At 40.1% G+C, this 18,448-nt stretch carries 19 protein-coding genes; 12 read left to right on the forward strand and 7 right to left on the reverse strand.

What is annotated here, in order from left to right; all coding sequences use genetic code 11:
- The first annotated feature begins 79 nt into the window (after positions 1 to 79).
- Positions 80 to 253, forward strand: coding sequence for a membrane lipoprotein lipid attachment site-containing protein (locus VRUMOI_RS19270; protein ID WP_162598430.1), 174 nt, complete (start codon positions 80 to 82; stop codon positions 251 to 253).
- A gap of 107 nt (positions 254 to 360) precedes the next feature.
- On the opposite strand, the gene VRUMOI_RS15100 is transcribed toward VRUMOI_RS19270, so the two are convergent.
- Positions 361 to 2,946, reverse strand: coding sequence for an MMPL family transporter (locus VRUMOI_RS15100; protein ID WP_089140260.1), 2,586 nt, complete (start codon positions 2,944 to 2,946; stop codon positions 361 to 363).
- 180 nt (positions 2,947 to 3,126) lie between these two features.
- On the opposite strand from VRUMOI_RS15100, the gene VRUMOI_RS15105 reads away from it, so the two are divergent.
- Entirely contained in the window at positions 3,127 to 3,819 is a 693-nt protein-coding gene (locus VRUMOI_RS15105) for an aspartate/glutamate racemase family protein (protein ID WP_089140261.1), read from the forward strand.
- Positions 3,820 to 3,904: 85 nt separating this feature from the next.
- On the opposite strand, the gene VRUMOI_RS15110 is transcribed toward VRUMOI_RS15105, so the two are convergent.
- Together VRUMOI_RS15110 and VRUMOI_RS15115 are read right to left on the reverse strand one after the other, a co-directional pair.
- Entirely contained in the window at positions 3,905 to 4,363 is a 459-nt protein-coding gene (locus tag VRUMOI_RS15110; protein ID WP_089140262.1) for a DUF3069 domain-containing protein, read from the reverse strand.
- A gap of 50 nt (positions 4,364 to 4,413) precedes the next feature.
- Entirely contained in the window at positions 4,414 to 5,865 is a 1,452-nt protein-coding gene (locus VRUMOI_RS15115) for a protein adenylyltransferase SelO (protein WP_089140263.1), read from the reverse strand.
- A gap of 157 nt (positions 5,866 to 6,022) precedes the next feature.
- Here VRUMOI_RS15115 and VRUMOI_RS15120 point away from each other — a divergent pair, with 157 nt between their 5' ends.
- From VRUMOI_RS15120 to VRUMOI_RS15155, 8 genes are all read left to right on the forward strand, one after another.
- On the forward strand, positions 6,023 to 7,006 hold the full coding sequence (locus VRUMOI_RS15120) for a Solitary outer membrane autotransporter beta-barrel domain (protein WP_089140264.1): 984 nt from the start codon (positions 6,023 to 6,025) through the stop codon (positions 7,004 to 7,006).
- Between the two features lie 110 nt (positions 7,007 to 7,116).
- Positions 7,117 to 7,392 carry an HlyU family transcriptional regulator gene (locus VRUMOI_RS15125; protein WP_089140413.1) on the forward strand — a complete coding sequence of 92 codons (276 nt, stop codon included), beginning with the start codon at positions 7,117 to 7,119 and terminating at the stop codon, positions 7,390 to 7,392.
- Positions 7,393 to 7,703: 311 nt separating this feature from the next.
- Entirely contained in the window at positions 7,704 to 9,257 is a 1,554-nt protein-coding gene (pntA, locus tag VRUMOI_RS15130) for a Re/Si-specific NAD(P)(+) transhydrogenase subunit alpha (RefSeq protein WP_089140265.1), read from the forward strand.
- A 9-nt stretch (positions 9,258 to 9,266) separates the two neighbouring features.
- Entirely contained in the window at positions 9,267 to 10,649 is a 1,383-nt protein-coding gene (gene pntB / locus VRUMOI_RS15135) for a Re/Si-specific NAD(P)(+) transhydrogenase subunit beta (protein WP_089140266.1), read from the forward strand.
- Between the two features lie 346 nt (positions 10,650 to 10,995).
- A complete protein-coding gene (vxrA, locus tag VRUMOI_RS15140; protein WP_089140414.1) occupies positions 10,996 to 12,408 on the forward strand; it encodes a sensor histidine kinase VxrA in 1,413 nt (470 codons plus the stop codon).
- Positions 12,383 to 13,039 (forward strand): response regulator transcription factor VxrB, encoded by a 657-nt coding sequence (vxrB, locus tag VRUMOI_RS15145; protein WP_089140267.1) that lies wholly within the window; start codon positions 12,383 to 12,385, stop codon positions 13,037 to 13,039. Before vxrA ends, vxrB begins: the two co-directional genes overlap by 26 nt.
- Before the next feature lie 17 nt (positions 13,040 to 13,056).
- The gene (locus VRUMOI_RS15150) at positions 13,057 to 13,917 is read left to right on the forward strand and encodes a DUF2861 family protein (RefSeq protein ID WP_089140268.1); all 861 of its coding nucleotides are present in this window, start codon (positions 13,057 to 13,059) and stop codon (positions 13,915 to 13,917) included.
- A 13-nt stretch (positions 13,918 to 13,930) separates the two neighbouring features.
- Positions 13,931 to 14,077, forward strand: coding sequence for a YoaH family protein (locus VRUMOI_RS15155; RefSeq protein ID WP_089140269.1), 147 nt, complete (start codon positions 13,931 to 13,933; stop codon positions 14,075 to 14,077).
- A gap of 82 nt (positions 14,078 to 14,159) precedes the next feature.
- On the opposite strand, the gene VRUMOI_RS19275 is transcribed toward VRUMOI_RS15155, so the two are convergent.
- Together VRUMOI_RS19275 and hdfR are read right to left on the reverse strand one after the other, a co-directional pair.
- Positions 14,160 to 14,336 (reverse strand): hypothetical protein, encoded by a 177-nt coding sequence (locus VRUMOI_RS19275; RefSeq protein WP_162598432.1) that lies wholly within the window; start codon positions 14,334 to 14,336, stop codon positions 14,160 to 14,162.
- A gap of 109 nt (positions 14,337 to 14,445) precedes the next feature.
- Positions 14,446 to 15,309: an HTH-type transcriptional regulator HdfR gene (hdfR, locus tag VRUMOI_RS15160; RefSeq protein WP_089140270.1), complete on the reverse strand. Its 864-nt coding sequence runs from the start codon at positions 15,307 to 15,309 to the stop codon at positions 14,446 to 14,448.
- 173 nt (positions 15,310 to 15,482) lie between these two features.
- Between hdfR and maoP the strand changes: the two genes are divergently transcribed.
- Positions 15,483 to 15,830: a DUF413 domain-containing protein gene (gene maoP, locus VRUMOI_RS15165; protein WP_089140271.1), complete on the forward strand. Its 348-nt coding sequence runs from the start codon at positions 15,483 to 15,485 to the stop codon at positions 15,828 to 15,830.
- 407 nt (positions 15,831 to 16,237) lie between these two features.
- Here maoP and VRUMOI_RS15170 read toward each other — a convergent pair whose 3' ends face one another.
- The gene (locus tag VRUMOI_RS15170) at positions 16,238 to 17,002 is read right to left on the reverse strand and encodes a DsbA family protein (RefSeq protein ID WP_089140272.1); all 765 of its coding nucleotides are present in this window, start codon (positions 17,000 to 17,002) and stop codon (positions 16,238 to 16,240) included.
- Positions 17,003 to 17,228: 226 nt separating this feature from the next.
- Here VRUMOI_RS15170 and VRUMOI_RS15175 point away from each other — a divergent pair, with 226 nt between their 5' ends.
- Complete coding sequence (locus VRUMOI_RS15175) at positions 17,229 to 17,558, forward strand: hypothetical protein (RefSeq protein WP_089140273.1); 330 nt, start codon at positions 17,229 to 17,231, stop codon at positions 17,556 to 17,558.
- Positions 17,559 to 17,834: 276 nt separating this feature from the next.
- Here the strand turns inward: VRUMOI_RS15175 and VRUMOI_RS19540 are convergent, their stop codons facing one another.
- A complete protein-coding gene (locus VRUMOI_RS19540; protein ID WP_089140274.1) occupies positions 17,835 to 18,242 on the reverse strand; it encodes a hypothetical protein in 408 nt (135 codons plus the stop codon).
- Between the last annotated feature and the right edge of the window lie 206 nt (positions 18,243 to 18,448).

Consider the following 18,448-nt stretch of genomic DNA (forward strand, 5'->3'; position numbering starts at 1 on the left):
TAAACAGGCAATTTACCGCACCTAACTTATCCCATTATTTAAGGTGGGAATGTTGTATTTCATAATAAAAGGATAGTTTGTGAATAAATTGATTGTAGTCTTGGGTGCATTGTTTATTTTAAGCGGTTGCCAACTTACTCGCGTAGAGGGCGAACTGCATAATGTCGATGTTAAAGTCGGTACGAAAGACGATGGCCGTAACAATAACGGTAAATTTTGCCCGCCAGGACAAGCGAAGAAAGGTAACTGCTAATATTGAGCACTAGGCAAGTCTTGTTTGCCTAGTGCTGATTAAATCCACTCTCCAAATCAAATTTTAATTTTTTACACCTTTCTTCACACTAAACCCTTTTCTTTGTACTAAACTGCTTTCTTTGTACTAAACAGCAAGGCGGGCAGAACCGTTAGGCTGTAAATCAGTAAGAAGCCAATCGCAATGGTTAGTAAGAAGCCAATGCTGAACATACCGCGATGATCGGCCAGTAATAATGAACCGAAAGTCACTATGGTTGTGAGTGAGCTTAAAACCGCGGCTTTTGGCGTTGAGGATTGATAGAACGCTTTAACCGAACCGACCTCGCGGAAACGTTCCACAATATGAATACCGTTATCGACGCCTAAGCCAAAGATCAATGGGATCACGATGATGTTTGCCATGTTGAGTGAGAAACCACTCCAATGCGCGACGGCCATGGTTGATAGGGTTATCAGTAATAATGGAATAAAGCTCAGTACCACATCTCGCTTATGTTTTAGAGCAAACAATAGCACTAGCGCGATTAATGCTAATGAATAACAAGTGGCTTGAATAAAAGCTTGAGTAATAATTTTGCCAACTTGTTGTTCGGCTACTGGGCGTCCAGTGGCATTAGGCGCAATCGCCTGTACCGCATGAATAAACTCATCTAGCTGTTTTACATCACGCATGTCACCAGATGGATAGGCCACCACCAATGCGTCATCTTTGTTGTAATAACGTTGCGCAAGTTGCATTGGAATATCATCAATAGTGGCGGGGGGCGCTTGCATCATTTGAGCAAAATTTTGCTTCATTTGTGCTAAAGGTTGTAGAGCTTGCGCTGAAATTGCTTGATAAATAGCAGGTTCGTGGGTGGTTTTTAGCCACGTGATCGTAGTCGATGAAAGGGCATCTTTATAGGGTGAATGTTCTAACTTCTCTGCAAGGAGATTCGCCGTAATCCCTTTATATTCAGGCGATTCAGGTTGATTTATTGTTCGTGACAATGTCACTAATTTGCTGTTGCGATCTTGAGGTAAGAATGAATTAATTGAGAGTGCATTGCTGACTTCAGGTAGTGTGGCAAGTTGTTGCTGCCACTGCTGTGCTTGTGCTGGCGATTTTGCCAACATCATCATTTGATAGCTGGAAGTTAAGCCTTGTTGCTGGATTTCTTCTAAGGTGTTTACCGATTCAGATTTTGGTGACTTAAGCACTAAGGTTGAAAAGTCGAACTTCATTTGGCTGGCACCAATACCGGTTATCATTAGTAACGTGCACGCAATGCCGATCACTAATTTATGATGTTCAACTAACCAATACCCTTCATCACTATGCTCTTGTTCAATAATCTGGTGCTTATTTCTTGGGTAACCAAATAAGAAGAAAAACACTGGGATCACACTAAAAGTCGCGACTAAGCCCATCAACATGCCCGCGGCAGAAATAATACCGAGTTCGGCAAGCCCAGTATAAGCGGTCGGGTAAAACCCTAGAAAACCAATTGCAGACGTTAGGGCGCATAAACTGAGTGATGTTAATGTTCCGCGAATAGAGGCGAGTAAGGTCGCTTGATTATTCGCATGTAATCCTTGTTCTTCTCGAATACGCAAACAGAAGTGAATCGAGAAATCGACACCGAGACCAATGAACATTACTAAAAACACAATCGAAATCGTGTTGTAATTGCCAACCAACCACAAGCCGAGAGCCAATGTCCAGACTAAGCCCACAATCACCGCTACATAACTGGCCGCGATAATGCGCAGTGAGCGAATACCAAAGCCTAAAACCACGATTAAGCCGATTAAAGACATGGTTCCGGCTAATTTTACACTGTGATTGGCATCTTTAATTTCATCGAAATCTAAGGCGGTTTGGCCCGTTAAACGAATTTGAACGCCTGGTACATCACTATATTGGCTAATAATGTTCTGCGCGGTTTCCATGATGAAGCGGTTAGGTTCTTTTTGAGAGCTATCAGGCTCAGCATTGATCGAAATGATCTGATAAGTTGTTTGTTTCGTTTCAGGAAAAAGCAGTGAAAACCAGTTTACACCTTGATTCGTGGTCTGTTGTTGTTGGCTGGTGGCTTGCTCTGATTCAGCCACTTGATTCAATGCTTGTATCAATAAGCGTGCGGCATTGTCATCTTTTGTTTCTATTGCTTGATTGAGTTGAGCAAGCAGTTGTTTCGCTGGCAACGTAGGATCGGTTTGCGATTGGCTCATACTGGCACGTTGCAGTCTTGGCATTAATGAAGCTAGGTTTTGTGTGAAGCCTTTAAATTCTTGCTCAGATAAAAACCATAGCGCTTGTTGTTTTAACCAAGGTAGTGTGGATGGGGCAAAGACATCTTTAAAGCTGGGTTGTTTAGAAAAATCGTTGGTTAAGCTTTCAGTCACTTGTTGAACCTGTTGGCGGTCTGCGCCAGAAATCACCACCACAAGAGAGCTTTCAGAGTCGCCGAACGCTTGAGTGGTTTTATCTAGGTTATCTCGCCAAGGGGCATCTTGTTTGACTAAATGATTCAGATCCGAATCGACAGAAAAGTGTTTTTGGCTGTATATCACACTGATATAACTGGTAATGCAGATGAGTAGTAAGCCAAGCCAATAAGGCCAAGACTTGAGTGTAAATCTAGATTCTTTAATTGCTGATTGAACTGGATCTTGAGCGTCAGATTTAGAATGATGAGATAAAGGCATAGATTTCACTAGATTGTCTTTATTTAGAACGATAATTTAACAGTATACCGCTGATTGTTAGTGGGTAAAAATACACGCAGCTTATGAAAGCGAAATAGTTATTGAGTGATGGGGCGTGTTTTGAGACTAAGAAAAAAGATCAAGCCGTAAGATAAAAACGAATCGAGTGTAGGAGTTGTGATGAAGACGATTGGAATGTTAGGTGGCATGAGTTGGGAATCGACCTTGAGTTACTATAAAGCGGTCAATGAAGGTATTAAGGCTGAATTAGGGGGCTTACACTCTGCCAAGATATGTCTATACAGTGTCGATTTTGCTGAGATTGAAACCTTGCAACACAAAGGTCAATGGGATGAAACGGCAATGATTTTGGCTCAGGCGGCTCAATCGGTGGAAGCGGGCGGCGCGGATTGTCTGCTCATTTGTACCAATACCATGCATAAAGTTGCCCCTCAAATTGAAGCTAAAATTAATATTCCAATTTTACATATTGCCGATGCAACCGCGGAGCAATTGGTTGCCGATGGTATTACAAAAGTGGGATTACTCGGCACACGCTTCACTATGGAGCAAGATTTCTATAAAAGTCGCTTAATTGATAAATTCGATATCGAAGTATTGGTGCCAAATGATGAAGACCGCAGCTTAATCCACAAGGTGATTTACGATGAATTATGTCAAGGCGAAATTAATACGCAATCGAGAGAGCGTTATATAGAAGTGGTGGAGCGTTTATCCTCTCAAGGTGCGCAAGCTGTGATACTAGGTTGCACTGAAATTGCGTTGCTCATCAATCAACATCACACCAATGTGCCGTTATACGATACCACGAAAATTCATGCTGAGTATGCTGTAAAGTGGGCGATTAGCTAACGTACGGTATTGTGCTTTGAGCAATAAAAAACGCTGACAGGAGAGTCAGCGTTGTTTTATTTATCTTGATATTGTGCGGATACGATTACGCTTGCTCGGCAAAAATTTCCATGAAATCTTTTTTCAAAATAGGGTCACGGCGTGCTTTTTTAAGTTGCTTAACCATATCTTTAACGCAGTTTTGTAGCACTTTGTCTAATAGACTTGCGCGGTATTCTTGCTGCTCTTCTTCGTTCATACCTTCACGCATTTTTAGCGTTTCGAACTCTTGCATGAAATCGATAGCGGCAAAAGTTTGGCCAACTGAGATCAAAGCGTGGAATTGTTCGAAGTTATCTAAAATATTTTGCGCACTGGCTGGTAAATCATCCCACACGTCACGAACGGCTTCTTCTGAAACGTCATGAATAGAAGTTACCATTGGAACGGCTTGTTCTGGCACTTCTTCGAACTCGATTAGGTGACGAAGTTCTGGCGAGTAAGTACTTAGATCAATGGCTTCCACTGACTCTTCTGCTACGTTTATTTCTTGTTGTTCTGACATAAGGAAACCTCATTTAATTCTGCCTAGAGCCTGCATTATGGATAAGCTTGCTACGAAGAGCAACTGATCTCCAACTCATGTGCCCAAGAAGGCGGCAGATTTGAATATTGATCATACTCTGGCTGCTCATCATAAGGGTTTTGTAGCAAGGTAAATAGCGTTTCCACTTCCGAGTAATCACCATTTTCCGCTTTATCAATAGCAATTTGAGCGAGATGATTGCGCAGAATGTATTTGGGGTTATGGGTTCTCATTAATTGACAACGTTCAGCTTCACTTTGAGTTTCTAAAGTAAGTCGCTGTTGGTATTGCTCTAACCAAGCTTTCGCTGCTTCACGGTCGAGCACTAAATCAATAACCGGTTGAGTTCCTTGGCTGTCTATCATCGAAAGTTGACGGAAAAAGCGAGTGTAGTCGACTTTATTTTTTGCCAATAAAGCAAACATTTCGCCAAAGAGCTCCGGGTCTTTTTCTTGCTTGGTTTGCAAACCAATCTTATTACGCATCAACCGGCTGAATTCTCGGTTGAGTTCTGGCTCATAGAGTGCGAGCGCTTCATCTAAATCGCTACGTTCAATTAGAGGTGATAATGAATGTGCCAAAGCGGTTAGGTTCCACAATCCAATATTGGGTTGATTGGCAAAAGAATAGCGACCTTGGTAATCAGAATGGTTGCAGATAAAACTAGGATCGTAATTGTCTAAGAATCCAAAAGGCCCAAAATCGAACGTTTGGCCTAAGATCGACATATTATCGGTATTTAATACACCATGAGCAAACCCAAACGCATTCCATTTAGCAAACAATTGCGCCGTAGAAATAACCACTGTTTGTAGCATCGCGGCGTAAGGCTTTTCTTGTTGTAGGCATTCAGGAAAGTGATTGCTCAATGTGTAATCGATTAACTCTTTTAGTTGCTCATGCTGACCGGTATAAAAGCAATGTTCAAAGTGACCAAAGCGAATATGGCTTTCCGCTAGGCGAATACAAATCGCCCCCGTTTCGGTCTTTTCACGGTAAACCGGCGTGTCGCTGTTAATGAGCCCCAACGCTCGTGTTGTTGGAATGCCGAGATGATGTAAGGCTTCAGAACATAGGTACTCTCGGATACTTGAGCGTAGAACGGCACGCCCATCACCTTGACGAGAAAAGGGGGTTAAGCCAGCACCTTTAACATGAATATCGTAACGATGGCCATCATTTGCTTTGATTTCTGCCATCAGTAAACCGCGGCCATCACCAAGATCTGGGTTGTAATAACCAAACTGGTGGCCTGCGTATTTCATCGCAATCGGTTTAAATGCTTCAGGAAGTGCAATACCAGAAAACGCATTAAGCATTTCCGTGTTACTTTGTTCAGGCAAGTTAAGTGAAAGGGCAAAATTGCTATTCCAATGTACCCAATGAGGATGGTTTAACGGTGACGGTGTCACATTATGGTGGAAAGGTTGTGATAATTGATGAAAATGATAACTAAATTGTGCGCTAGACCAAGATGACATAATGAAAGCCCCTTTATTTTCTCTAGATAACTTAGCATACTTAACCAAATGCAAATACCGAACAAAACTAAGGGTAAGCTTTGGTTATTTGGAGCGGTTGATTTTCTCTATTACTGGTCTACGCTGCGGTCGGTTTACATAATAATAAGGATAGTGAGTGAGGTCAGTTGTTACGGCATGGTTTGCTGGTTGTATTCTTTATTTTGCCGTGATTCTATCTGCAGAAGCTGATGAGGAGATTCGTTCTCGCGCTCAGCAAAACTTTGCCACGGCTGTGGTGTTAACCGACAGCGAAGCGATTCAGTTTGGTATTCAAAATTTCAACCCTAACGCCATCACACCATTTAAGAACGATGATATGGGTGATGATGAGTCTCTTAATTTAAGAAACAAAGTTTCCGTTACCAGCTTTCCATATTCTTGGGAACTCAATAGCCCAAGCCCCCAGATCAAACATGAAATTGCGATTCGTGCTTCTTATGTCCATTTTGACAATGAAATTTCTTTGGATAGCCGCCCAGATCTGCCTGCCGATAACGATATTAATGAAGTCTATGATGCTTTCTTTGAATATAGACTTATTTATAACATTACAGATTCTTGGAATCTTAAATATGGTTTAGGTAATCATTTTATGTATTTCAAAAATAAACACGCTTATAACAGTCCAGAAAGCGAACAACTTAAGCCTTTCCTCGATGGTTATGCCTATAATACTTCAAGCCGTTCTTATATTGCTGAGCCTAACATTGAGCTTAACTACGAATTGAGCCGTAAGTGGGGTTACTGGAAATACACCTCTTCCTTTAATTACTTTTATGGAAAGGTATGGGATAAGAAACGTGAATACGATTTTGGTAACCCGAAAGGCTGGTATATGGTCAATGGGTTAAAAGCTAACTATAACCTAACCAATTGGGCGGGCTATATTCCTTCTGCTTACACCAGCTTTAAGCGTATTGATTTACAAGGCGATCCGGTGGCTTCATTTGGTACGGATAATTACTACGAGTTTTCACTTGGGTTACTACTGACGCCACCAGTTTTTAAAGACTACATTGATAATGTTGGTATCGGTATCAATATGAATTATGGCAGTGCCTTAAAAGGTGGAAGCTTAGTGCTGTTTTTTAACCAGTAAACTTTTTATTGCAGTAATGGTTGTTGAGAACCCTATTTGAGTTTTGTCTATGAATGGCTTAGCTTAACGGAAGCGATTTGGATTGAAAGAATTATTAAGAGGATATGTCATTGGGATTTTTATCTAAGCTATTTGGTGGTAGTAAGACGCCAACCAAGGAAGAAGTTGAGCCAATTGAATACAATGGTTTTTTAATTTACCCAGAACCGATAGCAGAAGGTGGTCAGTATCGTATTGCTGGACAAATAACCAAAGAGCTTGATGGGGAAATGAAGAGCCATCGCTTTATACGTTCAGATGTATTGTCTTCAAAATCAGATGCTTGCGAGTTAATGGTAAAGAAGTCAAAGATGTTTATTGACCAATCATCAGGCAAGATTTTTTGATGAAACTGGACGTTTACTAAGCATTTTATGACGTAACACATGAAGCTTTTCTACACAAATGCATCCAGTGCATGTCAGGTATGACCTGTTTTCGTGTTCAATCTGTTGTTTTTTTACGTCATAAGGGTGAGAATCACCTTACTTAGAGTTATATGTCATATAAAAATGTTTTTTTATTACATAAGACTTACGGTTACTATCTTAACTCTCTATCTATTTGATGAAGTTGATCTGAATTAATGAGCTTCGTTGTGGGATAGGTTAATGATAGTGAACTACAAATTTATTGTGCCAATGTTCAAGGAATAGCTATGCAGATTGGTGTACCAAAAGAAATACTCGCGGGTGAAACGCGAGTTGCTGCCACGCCGAAAACGGTTGAGCAGCTTTTAAAACTCGGCTTTACCGTCGCAGTTGAATCGGGCGCAGGTGCGCTTGCCAGCTTTGATGATGCTGCTTTTGAAGCTGCGGGTGCTTCTATTGTTAATACTGAAGAAGTGTGGAAATCAGGTTTAATCCTGAAGGTTAATGCACCTCGTATTAATGATGAAACAGGCGTGGATGAGTTCGAGCTTATTCAAGATGGGGCGAGTCTAGTAAGTTTTATTTGGCCAGCTCAAAATGAAGAGCTTCTCAATAAACTGGCGACCAAAAACATTAATGTTATGGCGATGGATTCTGTGCCGCGTATTTCTCGCGCACAATCGCTAGATGCACTAAGTTCAATGGCCAATATTGCGGGTTATCGTGCGGTTGTTGAAGCTGCGCATGAATTTGGCCGTTTTTTTACGGGGCAAATTACGGCTGCAGGTAAAGTACCACCGGCTAAGGTATTAGTCGCGGGTGCGGGTGTAGCGGGTCTTGCTGCTATCGGTGCTGCTGGTAGCTTAGGTGCTATCGTTCGTGCATTCGATGTACGTCCTGAAGTAAAAGAGCAAGTCCAATCAATGGGCGCAGAATTCTTAGAAGTTGATTTTAAAGAAGAGTCTGGCTCGGGTGATGGTTATGCTAAAGAGATGTCTGAAGCGTTCAACAAAAAGGCTGAAGAGCTTTATGCTGAGCAAGCGAAAGATGTTGATATCATCATTACAACAGCACTGATCCCAGGCCGCCCAGCGCCGAAGCTTATCACCAAAGAAATGGTTGATAGCATGAAAGCGGGTAGCGTGATTGTCGACCTTGCGGCTGCGAATGGCGGTAACTGTGCATACACGGAAGCCGATAAAGTGATTACGACACCAAACGGCGTAACCGTGATTGGTTACACTGACATGGTAGGTCGTCTGCCGACTCAATCTTCTCAGTTGTACGGCACAAACCTTGTTAACCTTTTAAAACTGCTATGCAAAGAGAAAGATGGCAACATCAATATTGATTTTGATGATGTGGTTCTTCGCGGTGTAACCGTAGTTAAAGAAGGTGAAGTAACATGGCCTGCGCCACCAATTAAGGTTTCAGCGCAACCACAAGCAGCTGCGAAACCTCAAGCGGCACCACAGCCAAAAGTTGAAGAGCCAAAATCACCAACGAAGAAAGTGGTGGGTATGGTTGTGGCTGCTGGCGCATTTGCGTGGGTAGCAAGTGTTGCTCCTGCTGCATTCCTTTCACACTTTACTGTGTTTGTATTGGCATGTGTTGTCGGCTACTACGTAGTTTGGAATGTTTCGCATTCACTGCATACTCCATTGATGTCGGTAACCAATGCTATTTCTGGCATTATCGTTGTCGGTGCGTTGCTTCAAATTGGGCAAGGTAATACGTTAGTATCCGTGTTGTCTTTCATTGCTGTATTAATTGCGAGCATTAACATTTTTGGTGGCTTTACCGTGACCAAACGTATGCTTGAAATGTTCCGTAAGAAATAGGAGTAACATATGTCTGCAGGATTAGTACAAGCGGCATACATTGTTGCTGCTGTTCTTTTTATCATGAGCCTTGCTGGTCTATCTAAGCAAGATTCTGCTCGTGCTGGTAACTACTACGGTATTACTGGTATGGCGATCGCATTGATCGCAACGATCTTTGGCCCTGAAACCGGTGGCATTACTTGGATTATCCTTGCGATGGTGATCGGTGGTGCGATTGGTATTTTCTACGCGAAGAAAGTAGAAATGACAGAAATGCCTGAGTTAGTGGCGATGCTACATAGCTTTGTAGGCATGGCGGCTGTGTTAGTAGGCTACAACAGCTACTTAGACATGGGCACTATGACTTTAAACCATGCTGAACATGTGATTCACCTAGTCGAAGTCTTCTTAGGTGTATTCATTGGTACAGTTACGTTTAGTGGTTCAATTGTTGCTTTCTGTAAGTTGCGTGGTCTAGTTTCATCTTCTGCGATGAACATTCCTCACAAACACAAGTGGAATTTATTAGCACTAGTGGCTTCAACGTTGTTAATGATCTACTTCGTTAATAATGACGGCAGCATGCTAGCGTTAATCGTGATGACTGCGATTGCACTGGTATTTGGTTATCACCTTGTATCATCAATTGGTGGCGCGGATATGCCAGTTGTTGTGTCAATGCTGAACTCGTACTCAGGTTGGGCAGCAGCAGCGGCAGGTTTCATGCTAGCAAATGATCTACTTATCGTAACGGGTGCTCTAGTGGGTTCTTCTGGTGCGATTCTGTCTTACATTATGTGTAAAGCAATGAACCGTTCGTTTATTAGCGTTATCGCTGGTGGCTTCGGCGCAGCACCTACATCTGCATCAAGCGATGAAGAGCAAGGTGAACACCGTGAAACAACCGCGGAAGATGTGGCTGAAATGCTAAAAGACTCTAAGTCTGTGATCATCACTCCGGGATACGGAATGGCGGTAGCGCAAGCTCAGTACCCAGTTTACGAAATTACTGAAAAGTTACGTGCTCAAGGTGTTGAAGTTCGCTTTGGTATTCACCCTGTAGCAGGTCGTCTACCTGGCCACATGAACGTATTGTTAGCAGAAGCAAAAGTACCATACGATATCGTATTAGAAATGGATGAGATCAACGATGATTTCTCTGAGACTGATACCGTACTTGTCATTGGTGCGAACGATACAGTGAACCCAGCAGCTCAAGAAGATCCAAACAGCCCAATCGCAGGTATGCCTGTATTGGAAGTTTGGAATGCGAAAAACGTGATTGTCTTTAAACGTTCAATGAACACAGGTTACGCCGGTGTACAAAACCCATTGTTCTTTAAAGAAAACACGCAAATGCTGTTTGGTGATGCAAAAGCCAGCGTAGATGCAATTGCTAAGGCTTTGTAATTACAGCTTAGTGAATTAAAAGCATTATAATCAAGCCAGTTACTTTTTAGTGATTGGCTTTTTTTATGCTTTAACTTTATTCATTAAGACGCCTCTTTATGCCTTCATTGCGACGAGAAGCTATTCCATACATAAAAACCTCATGACGATAACCCGTCAAATGAGAGGAAAAAAGTTTAAGCATGTAGAGAAATTGGGGGAGAAGTTAATCAAACGTTAATAATGACTTAAAAATGACATGGCAGATGGCTAGAAGTTGATTTTTGTGTAGTATGATATGCCCCAGATATATGCATGATAGGATGGTTAACCTTTGAAATTCACTCGATTTTTTATTTTATCGATAATGGTAATAGCAGGTACAGCAAGTGCTGCAACTTTGCCAGACCGTATCGATCAATTTAAAGAGTCATTTGATAATTCAAAGGCAACAGCGGTTTATGATTTACGTGTGATTCAAACTGATTTTCCAACCAGTTTATTATTACCCGATTCATTACTGCCTCAGACAGCAAAGTATCCGTTACAAGATATGCAGCGATTGTATAAATTGGCGACAACCTGTAAGGGGAAATACCCATTAAGTCCTCTAGTTACAGAGCCTTTGGTCTTTTCACGAGCACTTTGTAATGGTACTAATTTGCCAATAAAGTGGTTTATACGCTCAGGTTTAATTCACCCAGGTGGTGGTACTTATGCGGCTCGTTACGCGGAAATCCACCCAGATCGCTATAAACAATTATTGCCTTTTATGCATGTTAAAGAAAGACCCATTGCTGAAGCGAATACTTTATTAGGTCGTTTGCAATTAATGCCTTATGATTCAATTACAGCGTTAATTTCAGGCTCAGAGACGATTCTTGCCGGTAATGAATTCTGGTTACGTCGAGGTATGCAATATTATATATTTGACCAAAATACGTTAGACAAGACATTAGAACGCTCAGAATTATTAGCCACACCAGCCGCTCAAAGTGAACATTGTTACGTTAAAAGTGGCAATGTATGTTGGGATATTCGAAATAACTCGGATGCATTATTTTATAGTATCTTGGCTTTAGGTATTGTTAACGTTATTTTAATTTGTGGCTGGGGATATTCCCGCTGGTTAAATAAACGAAAAGAATTGCGTAGCCGAATGTTAGTTTTGCAAATTTTAACGCATGAATTAAGAACACCAATTGCAAGTTTATCTCTTACAGTAGAAGGGTTTCGACGTGAATTCGAACATTTACCTGATACGGTTTATGATGAGTTTAGACGTTTGTGTGAGGACACGCGTCGACTAAGGCAGTTGGCAGAGGCAAGTAAAGATTATTTACAATCAGATACACAAGCGTTAGCAACAGAATGGATACCCTCTGTTGATGAATGGTTAGAATATCGATACACGCAAGGCGAATTCGATATAGACATTGAATTAAATCAAGATCTAGCCGTCAAAGTGAATATTTATTGGCTAGGAACATGTGTCGATAATCTAGTAAGAAATGCATGTAAATATGGTGTGGACCCTGTAAAGCTAAAGGCAACAATATATTCAAATAAGCTGGTTCTTGAAATAATAGATCAAGGCCAACTGACTAAAAAGGATTGGGCCAAATTACGTAAACCATTCGTGAGTAAAAGCGGATTAGGCTTAGGGCTAACCATCGTTGAATCAATGGTGGCACGAATGGGCGGCTCTATGAGCTTAAGTGGCCCGCCAACAACATTTAAATTGGAGATTCCCTGTGAAACAGACACTGCTACTCGTTGAAGATGATCGCAATCTTGCTGATGGCCTATTGGTTAGTTTAGAGCAAGCTGGTTATGAGTGTTTGCATGTTGAGCGTGCAGCTGATGTTGCATCCGTTTGGGGTAAAGCAGATTTAGTTATTTTAGACCGTCAATTACCCGATGGTGACTCAGTAACTTTCTTAAATGATTGGAAGAACATTAAATCTGTGCCTGTTATTTTATTAACAGCGTTAGTTTCAGTTAAAGACAAAGTGTCAGGTCTTGATGCTGGTGCAAGTGATTATCTCACTAAACCATTTGCTGAAGCGGAACTGTTTGCTCGTATTCGAGCTCAACTTCGCTCTCCTGATGCTGAAGAAGATGCCAATACCATCACTGTAGGTGAAATTTTTATTGATAAAACAACGCGTGAAGTTAAATTTGGCGAAGAAATGATTGTGATGACGCGTACTGAGTTTGATTTGCTGGTATTTTTAGCAAGTAACTTGGGACGCGTATTTACTCGCGATGAGCTACTCGATCATGTTTGGGGATACAACCATTTCCCAACAACTCGTACCGTTGATACGCATATTCTGCAACTTAGACAAAAGATCCCAAGCATCAAAATAGAAACACTACGTGGTGTTGGCTATAAGATGAAAGCTTAAGAAGCTGAGTTGAAACTTTGAAGCTCAGATATTCATTAGTTGCACTGTCACTTATTACTGCCCCTAGTTGGGCAGTAAATAACTGGTTTCTAGAGCAAACATCGCTCACCAATGCCCATCAGTTTTTATTAGAAGGGAATCTAGAAGAAAGCTTTGATGCGATGATCCAAACATGGCAAAAAGAGCCAGAAGCTCCTATCAGAAGTCATCTAGACCAATTGTTATTAAAGGCATTAGATAAAGATTGTGGCCGATCTTTTGATAACTCAAAACTTCCAAAATGGTTGGATAAACTCGCGATCCAAAGGCAGGCAATACAAAGCCCTGGGCGATTAAGTTATCGTTTAAAGATCGATGCTCAATCAGACGTAGAATTAAAACAAATCACGTTCACCAAATGGCCAGATCAAGTGGTTATGTCTAACGTGAACACACCTGAAAAAATTGATAATCAACATTGGAAATACAGCCAAAGAGTTGATTTGAATGCTCAATTGGATACCGGACTCTATAAGATAAGGATCAGTACTGAGCAAGGAAAGGAATGGGAGAGTTGGATTTTATTAGCTCATCCGAATCATAAGCAAACAGTTAGGTGGAGTTCGAAAGAAGAGTGGGTAGTCGATAAAACGGCATTATTAAACCGTTTTTGTCCTTTACCAGTGATGGATGTCGCACTTTATGGTAATGTTGACGGCGATTATAAAGAAGTTTGGAATAAAGAGTATGAATCAGATTATCCCACTCAAGTTCCAGAGACTAAGCTTCCTGCTGATCGTTACTTACTAGGTGTGTCTATTATTCATAAACGCTGGCAAGGTGCGATAACAATTGAAGATAAACAGATTCTGAACAAAGCCTTCGATATTTCGGAATAAATAAGAGAGTATTATGTTTGATGATATCCCTACGCTTAGCCACGCTGAGCAACAAGCTGCAGTAGAAGAAATTCAAAAGTTAATGGAACAAGGTATTAGTACGGCAGAAGCGATAAGAATAGTGTCACAAAAGATCAGGAAGGAAAAGAAAGAGGGGTAAATCTTCCTCTTGTGTAAATTAACGCACTATAACTTAATATTTTGATGAAATTTAAAGAGGGCAAAAAAGCCCTCTCAATCATTTAGTACAAACGGTCTTCGAAGTCCTCTGATCTCGGATTATGCTTATCTCTATGAGATTTGCGCTTTGATTTGCTTTTTTCAATTAGCTCACCATCATAATCATCAAAACCTCGTTTGTGTTTTTTGCCCACTAAACGAGAAGTATCATTACCTAACCACTTATCCCAGTTGCTCATGTTCCTATCCAACTATCAAAACGTCTGAATTATTCTCAGACAATATAGAGATTATGAAATAACAATGTGACAGTAAAACGAAGTTTTTTTGATGTCAGCATGAAAGTTACTAATCGTCGGATGGCGTTCTTAATTCAAATGGAACATTCGCTAATTGATTAATGTGTTCTACTTTTTCATTATCTTCGTTCCAGCATAAGTACAGAGACTGTTCCATCACTGGAGCATCTTCAACGACAAATAATTTGCCACTATCAAGGCTCTTAGAGACAACAGGTTCAGGTAAGTAGGCCATGCCTGTATTTGCAATTAAAAAATTCACCACAACATTACTCGAGGATGCATGAAGTAGTGGAGTTCGTTGTAACTCTGTAATCCGTGCATGTTCGATGGAAAAACGCGTCCCCCAATCCAAGTAAGCTAAAGGAATGGGGGGCAATTCATTGAAACTCACGCCAGGTAGAGTTGAGATTAATTTAAATTCAAAATTAGCGACTTGCTTAAGCTTAAAGCCTTCCACTTTAGGTGGGTCACCGAGAAGTGCCATGTCGATACTTTTTTCTAATAAGGCCCTTACTATATCTTGTCGGCTAACCGATTCCATTCTAAAAGCAATTTCAGGGAGAGCTTGATGGCTGGCATTGATCCAGTCTGAAATGCCGCTTAGTTCCCAAACACTAGAAGAGGCCCCTAATGAGATTTGCTCCATATAGCTTTCGCTGAGAGAAACATCTTGTCGAGCTCGTCCCCATGTTTGCAAAATAGATTCAGCATAAGGCAATAATCTCTCACCAGCCGGTGTCAGATGTACGTTACCACGCTGTCGAGAAAAAAGAGGACTGCCTAACTGAGACTCTAACTGTCGGATTCGAAAGCTTACAGCTGACTGCGTAAGGTACAAGCTTTCGGCTGCTCGACCAAAATGGCGTGTCTTTCCTACTTCTAAAAATGTCCTTAATAGCTCTGTATCCAAAGTTCACCTCAAAGGATTTGAAAAAAGTCTGATTCTTTGACTAAGATAAAGTCAAGAATACCGCAAAATGATAAAAATTTTTCATTAAACTGAACAAAATCTTTTGTTGTACAGATAGACAATAAACACCTATTTTCGCACAAATACAAGTACCACAGTAAAAGAGTTAAAACATGAGAAATCTAGGAAAGTTTTTTGATAATAAACACTTCGCTAGGGGCTTTAGCCGCTCTGGTGAATTTACTATTAGTGAAGCTCAGATCCTTGAAAACTATGGTAGAGCCATGCAAGGGCTATTTGAAGGCAACCTAACTCCTGAAGATAATGATGAGCAGGAATTTATTACTGCATTTCAAGAAGGGGGCGAGGGCGTGATAAATAAATACGCTCAGTGCTGGAAGAAATATTTAAGTAAAACACAACGTAAAAGAACTTATACGTTATGCAGCACAGTGAAATCTGGAACATCTTCTTCATATGATGATGACGGTGATTCTGACGACCTTCTCATTGATGACTAAATACTGAAATAGCAAAGCAGCTCAAAGAGCCACCAGAGATGGTGGGCTTTTTTTTGCTCATTTTAATTGCCTCAAAACGATACGCTGTAACTAACTGGAAAAATGCGCCCAACCAACAACCAATTGAAATAAAAGAGATATATTTAAATCCAAATAAAAGCTTTATAATTTACGACATATAATCACAACTTATCCACAAACTGAAATATAAGTACATGTGCAAGTGGTGGGTCTTGTTTTGGTTTTGTTCTTTTATTACACCTTTTCCTAGGTTTGTTTTTATCTAAGGTTGGTACTTCTTATAATTGTGAATGCCTTTTCGTGGTTACGGTGTCACTTTTTTGTGATAAAAAAATAGCGAGTATAAAAATGCTCGCTATTATAAAGTTGTTTTGTTGATGGTTAGATTATTTGCTAGTTAAAGTCTTTATGGCGTTATTTAACGTGGCAACATCTGCACCATTAATTACGTATGTATTTTCCGTAGTTGCACCTTCAGTTGGAAGAACAACTAAAGCTGGGGTGCCTTTAAAACCTAGTTGGGAGAATAGTTGTAAATTCTTTTGATAATTTTCAGTTGGTTTGAACTGTTCTAATGCCACACCTGCTTTCTTAGCTTGAGTGTCTACCGCCGTCTTGGTTAATTTACCTTCGTTCAAACCGGTCGCATAAATACCGTTGTGATATTGCTCATAAGCTTTTGAACCTTTCTGGGCAAAGACTTCTAATCCCATTTGAGCTGCATATTTTGATGGTTCCCAACGGCTACCAAAAATAGGGGTTTCTTTGAAAATAAAGCGAACCTCAGGATACTGTTTCTGTAAAGATTCAATGGTTGAAGAAATTCGATAGCAATACACGCATTGATAATCAAAAAATTCAATAACATTAACTTTAGCTGTTTTAGGTCCAGTAAAAGGGGTAGATGCATCATTCAGTAATTTTTCTTTATTGGAGAGTACTGCTGATTTTTGCGCGTTGGCTTGTTCTTCTAGTTGTTTTTGCTGGAGTTTTTGGCTTGCTTGAATTAAGAATTCAGGATGGTCAACTAAGTATTGAGCTGCAATTTCACCGATTTTTGCTTCTTGTTCTGGTGTGAATGTCGTTGTATTAGCAGATGAAGCACTTTGAGATACGACGGCTAATGCAAAAGGTAAAATAAGCTTTTTCATAAGTTTCCCAGTAAATAGTCAGTTTAAAAATTTCGATTCTAGTTTAATCAGAACCTATTTTGGTTGATAAGTTCCTGCTTGAGGCGACTTATTTATCGCAGCAAGATGAATTTTCTGTAATTTATTCCCAACATTGAGGTTACCATAACTAACAGAGTAAGTAGACTTGATGAAGAAGTTGATACTGTGAAAATAGAAAGCTCTCAATTGACAGAAGGTTAAGAGCTTGAAGTTATTATTTTTATGTCTAGTGGCTATAAGCTCGGCAGCTTTTAGTTATGATGATAGCCAAAGATACCAAGTAGCAAAGTTTTATAAGAAAAAGATCATGAAAGTGGTCGACAAATCATCAAATAACTTAAAAGGTGAATGCCGAATGATGCTAACGATGAATCACATCGATCATGACTACGCTAAGTTGAAACGTGTTAGGACAACGGGTGATAGTCAACTATGTAAAGTGGCAGCGAAATCATTAACTCCATATAAGAACAAAAAAATAAAGTATGACACACCTGAGAAGTTGTTACGGTTAACGGTGAGTATGCGTGACTAGAAGATAAGTATAGTGAGTTTTATTATGTTTTTATGCTGAAAGCTGGGCGTAATGGTTTCATTATCACCCTAATTTAAGTGCGCATTACGTATATTATGTTAAATGTGATTGTGTCATATGTGGATTCTTATTCTTTCTGGGTGTTATTCCCCATCTTATTTTGATGTTTTGGTTTATGTGACTTTGAGGTTTGAATCGCTTCCTTGTGAGTACTTTATGGAGTGCTTATAACTAAATATTTACATTTGGCAACAATCTTTTTAACTTCGATGATTCTTACTCTTTTAAAGTAAACCAATGCTGTTTTCCATCTTGAGTTTCGATTGACCAACGTGAATTGTTTAATGCCGCGCGGACGTTTAATCTGAATGTTTCATTTTGAATGTGGTGAGTATTTTCTGTGAGTACATTTGAGCTTACAGAAAGAGCCATTATTTTACTTTTGTTTTTATTTTCAATTGCTTGAATTGATATTTCAACTTGTTCTTTATCGATTTTTTTGAAATTTATAGACAGTGTTATACCTTCAAGATTCAATGAACATGACCTGTCTAAGTGACATATATCTTCTGACTTTTTAACGGGTTGGTGATGATATGTTCGCCATGTAAATGCACTAGCCAAAATGATGAATATGATGAGTATTTGTACAAGTCTCGCTTTAGTGAGTTTTTCTGCCGCCATTGCGCTTTTTATCCTATGTAACTTACTTCAAACTTTTACGAATTTACCTATATAACCTATTGGTATGTCAGGTATAGTAGGCAACGAAAATGTTACTTTGATTGAAAACTATTCCTATCGGGTGATTCTCATACCGATACGTGCGTTTGGGTAACATTACAACACTATTTTTGTGTTGATGCTATGTAGTTAATTATAATATTGGA

Source organism: Vibrio rumoiensis, assembly GCF_002218045.2.
GTDB classification, from domain to species: Bacteria; Pseudomonadota; Gammaproteobacteria; order Enterobacterales; family Vibrionaceae; genus Vibrio; species Vibrio rumoiensis.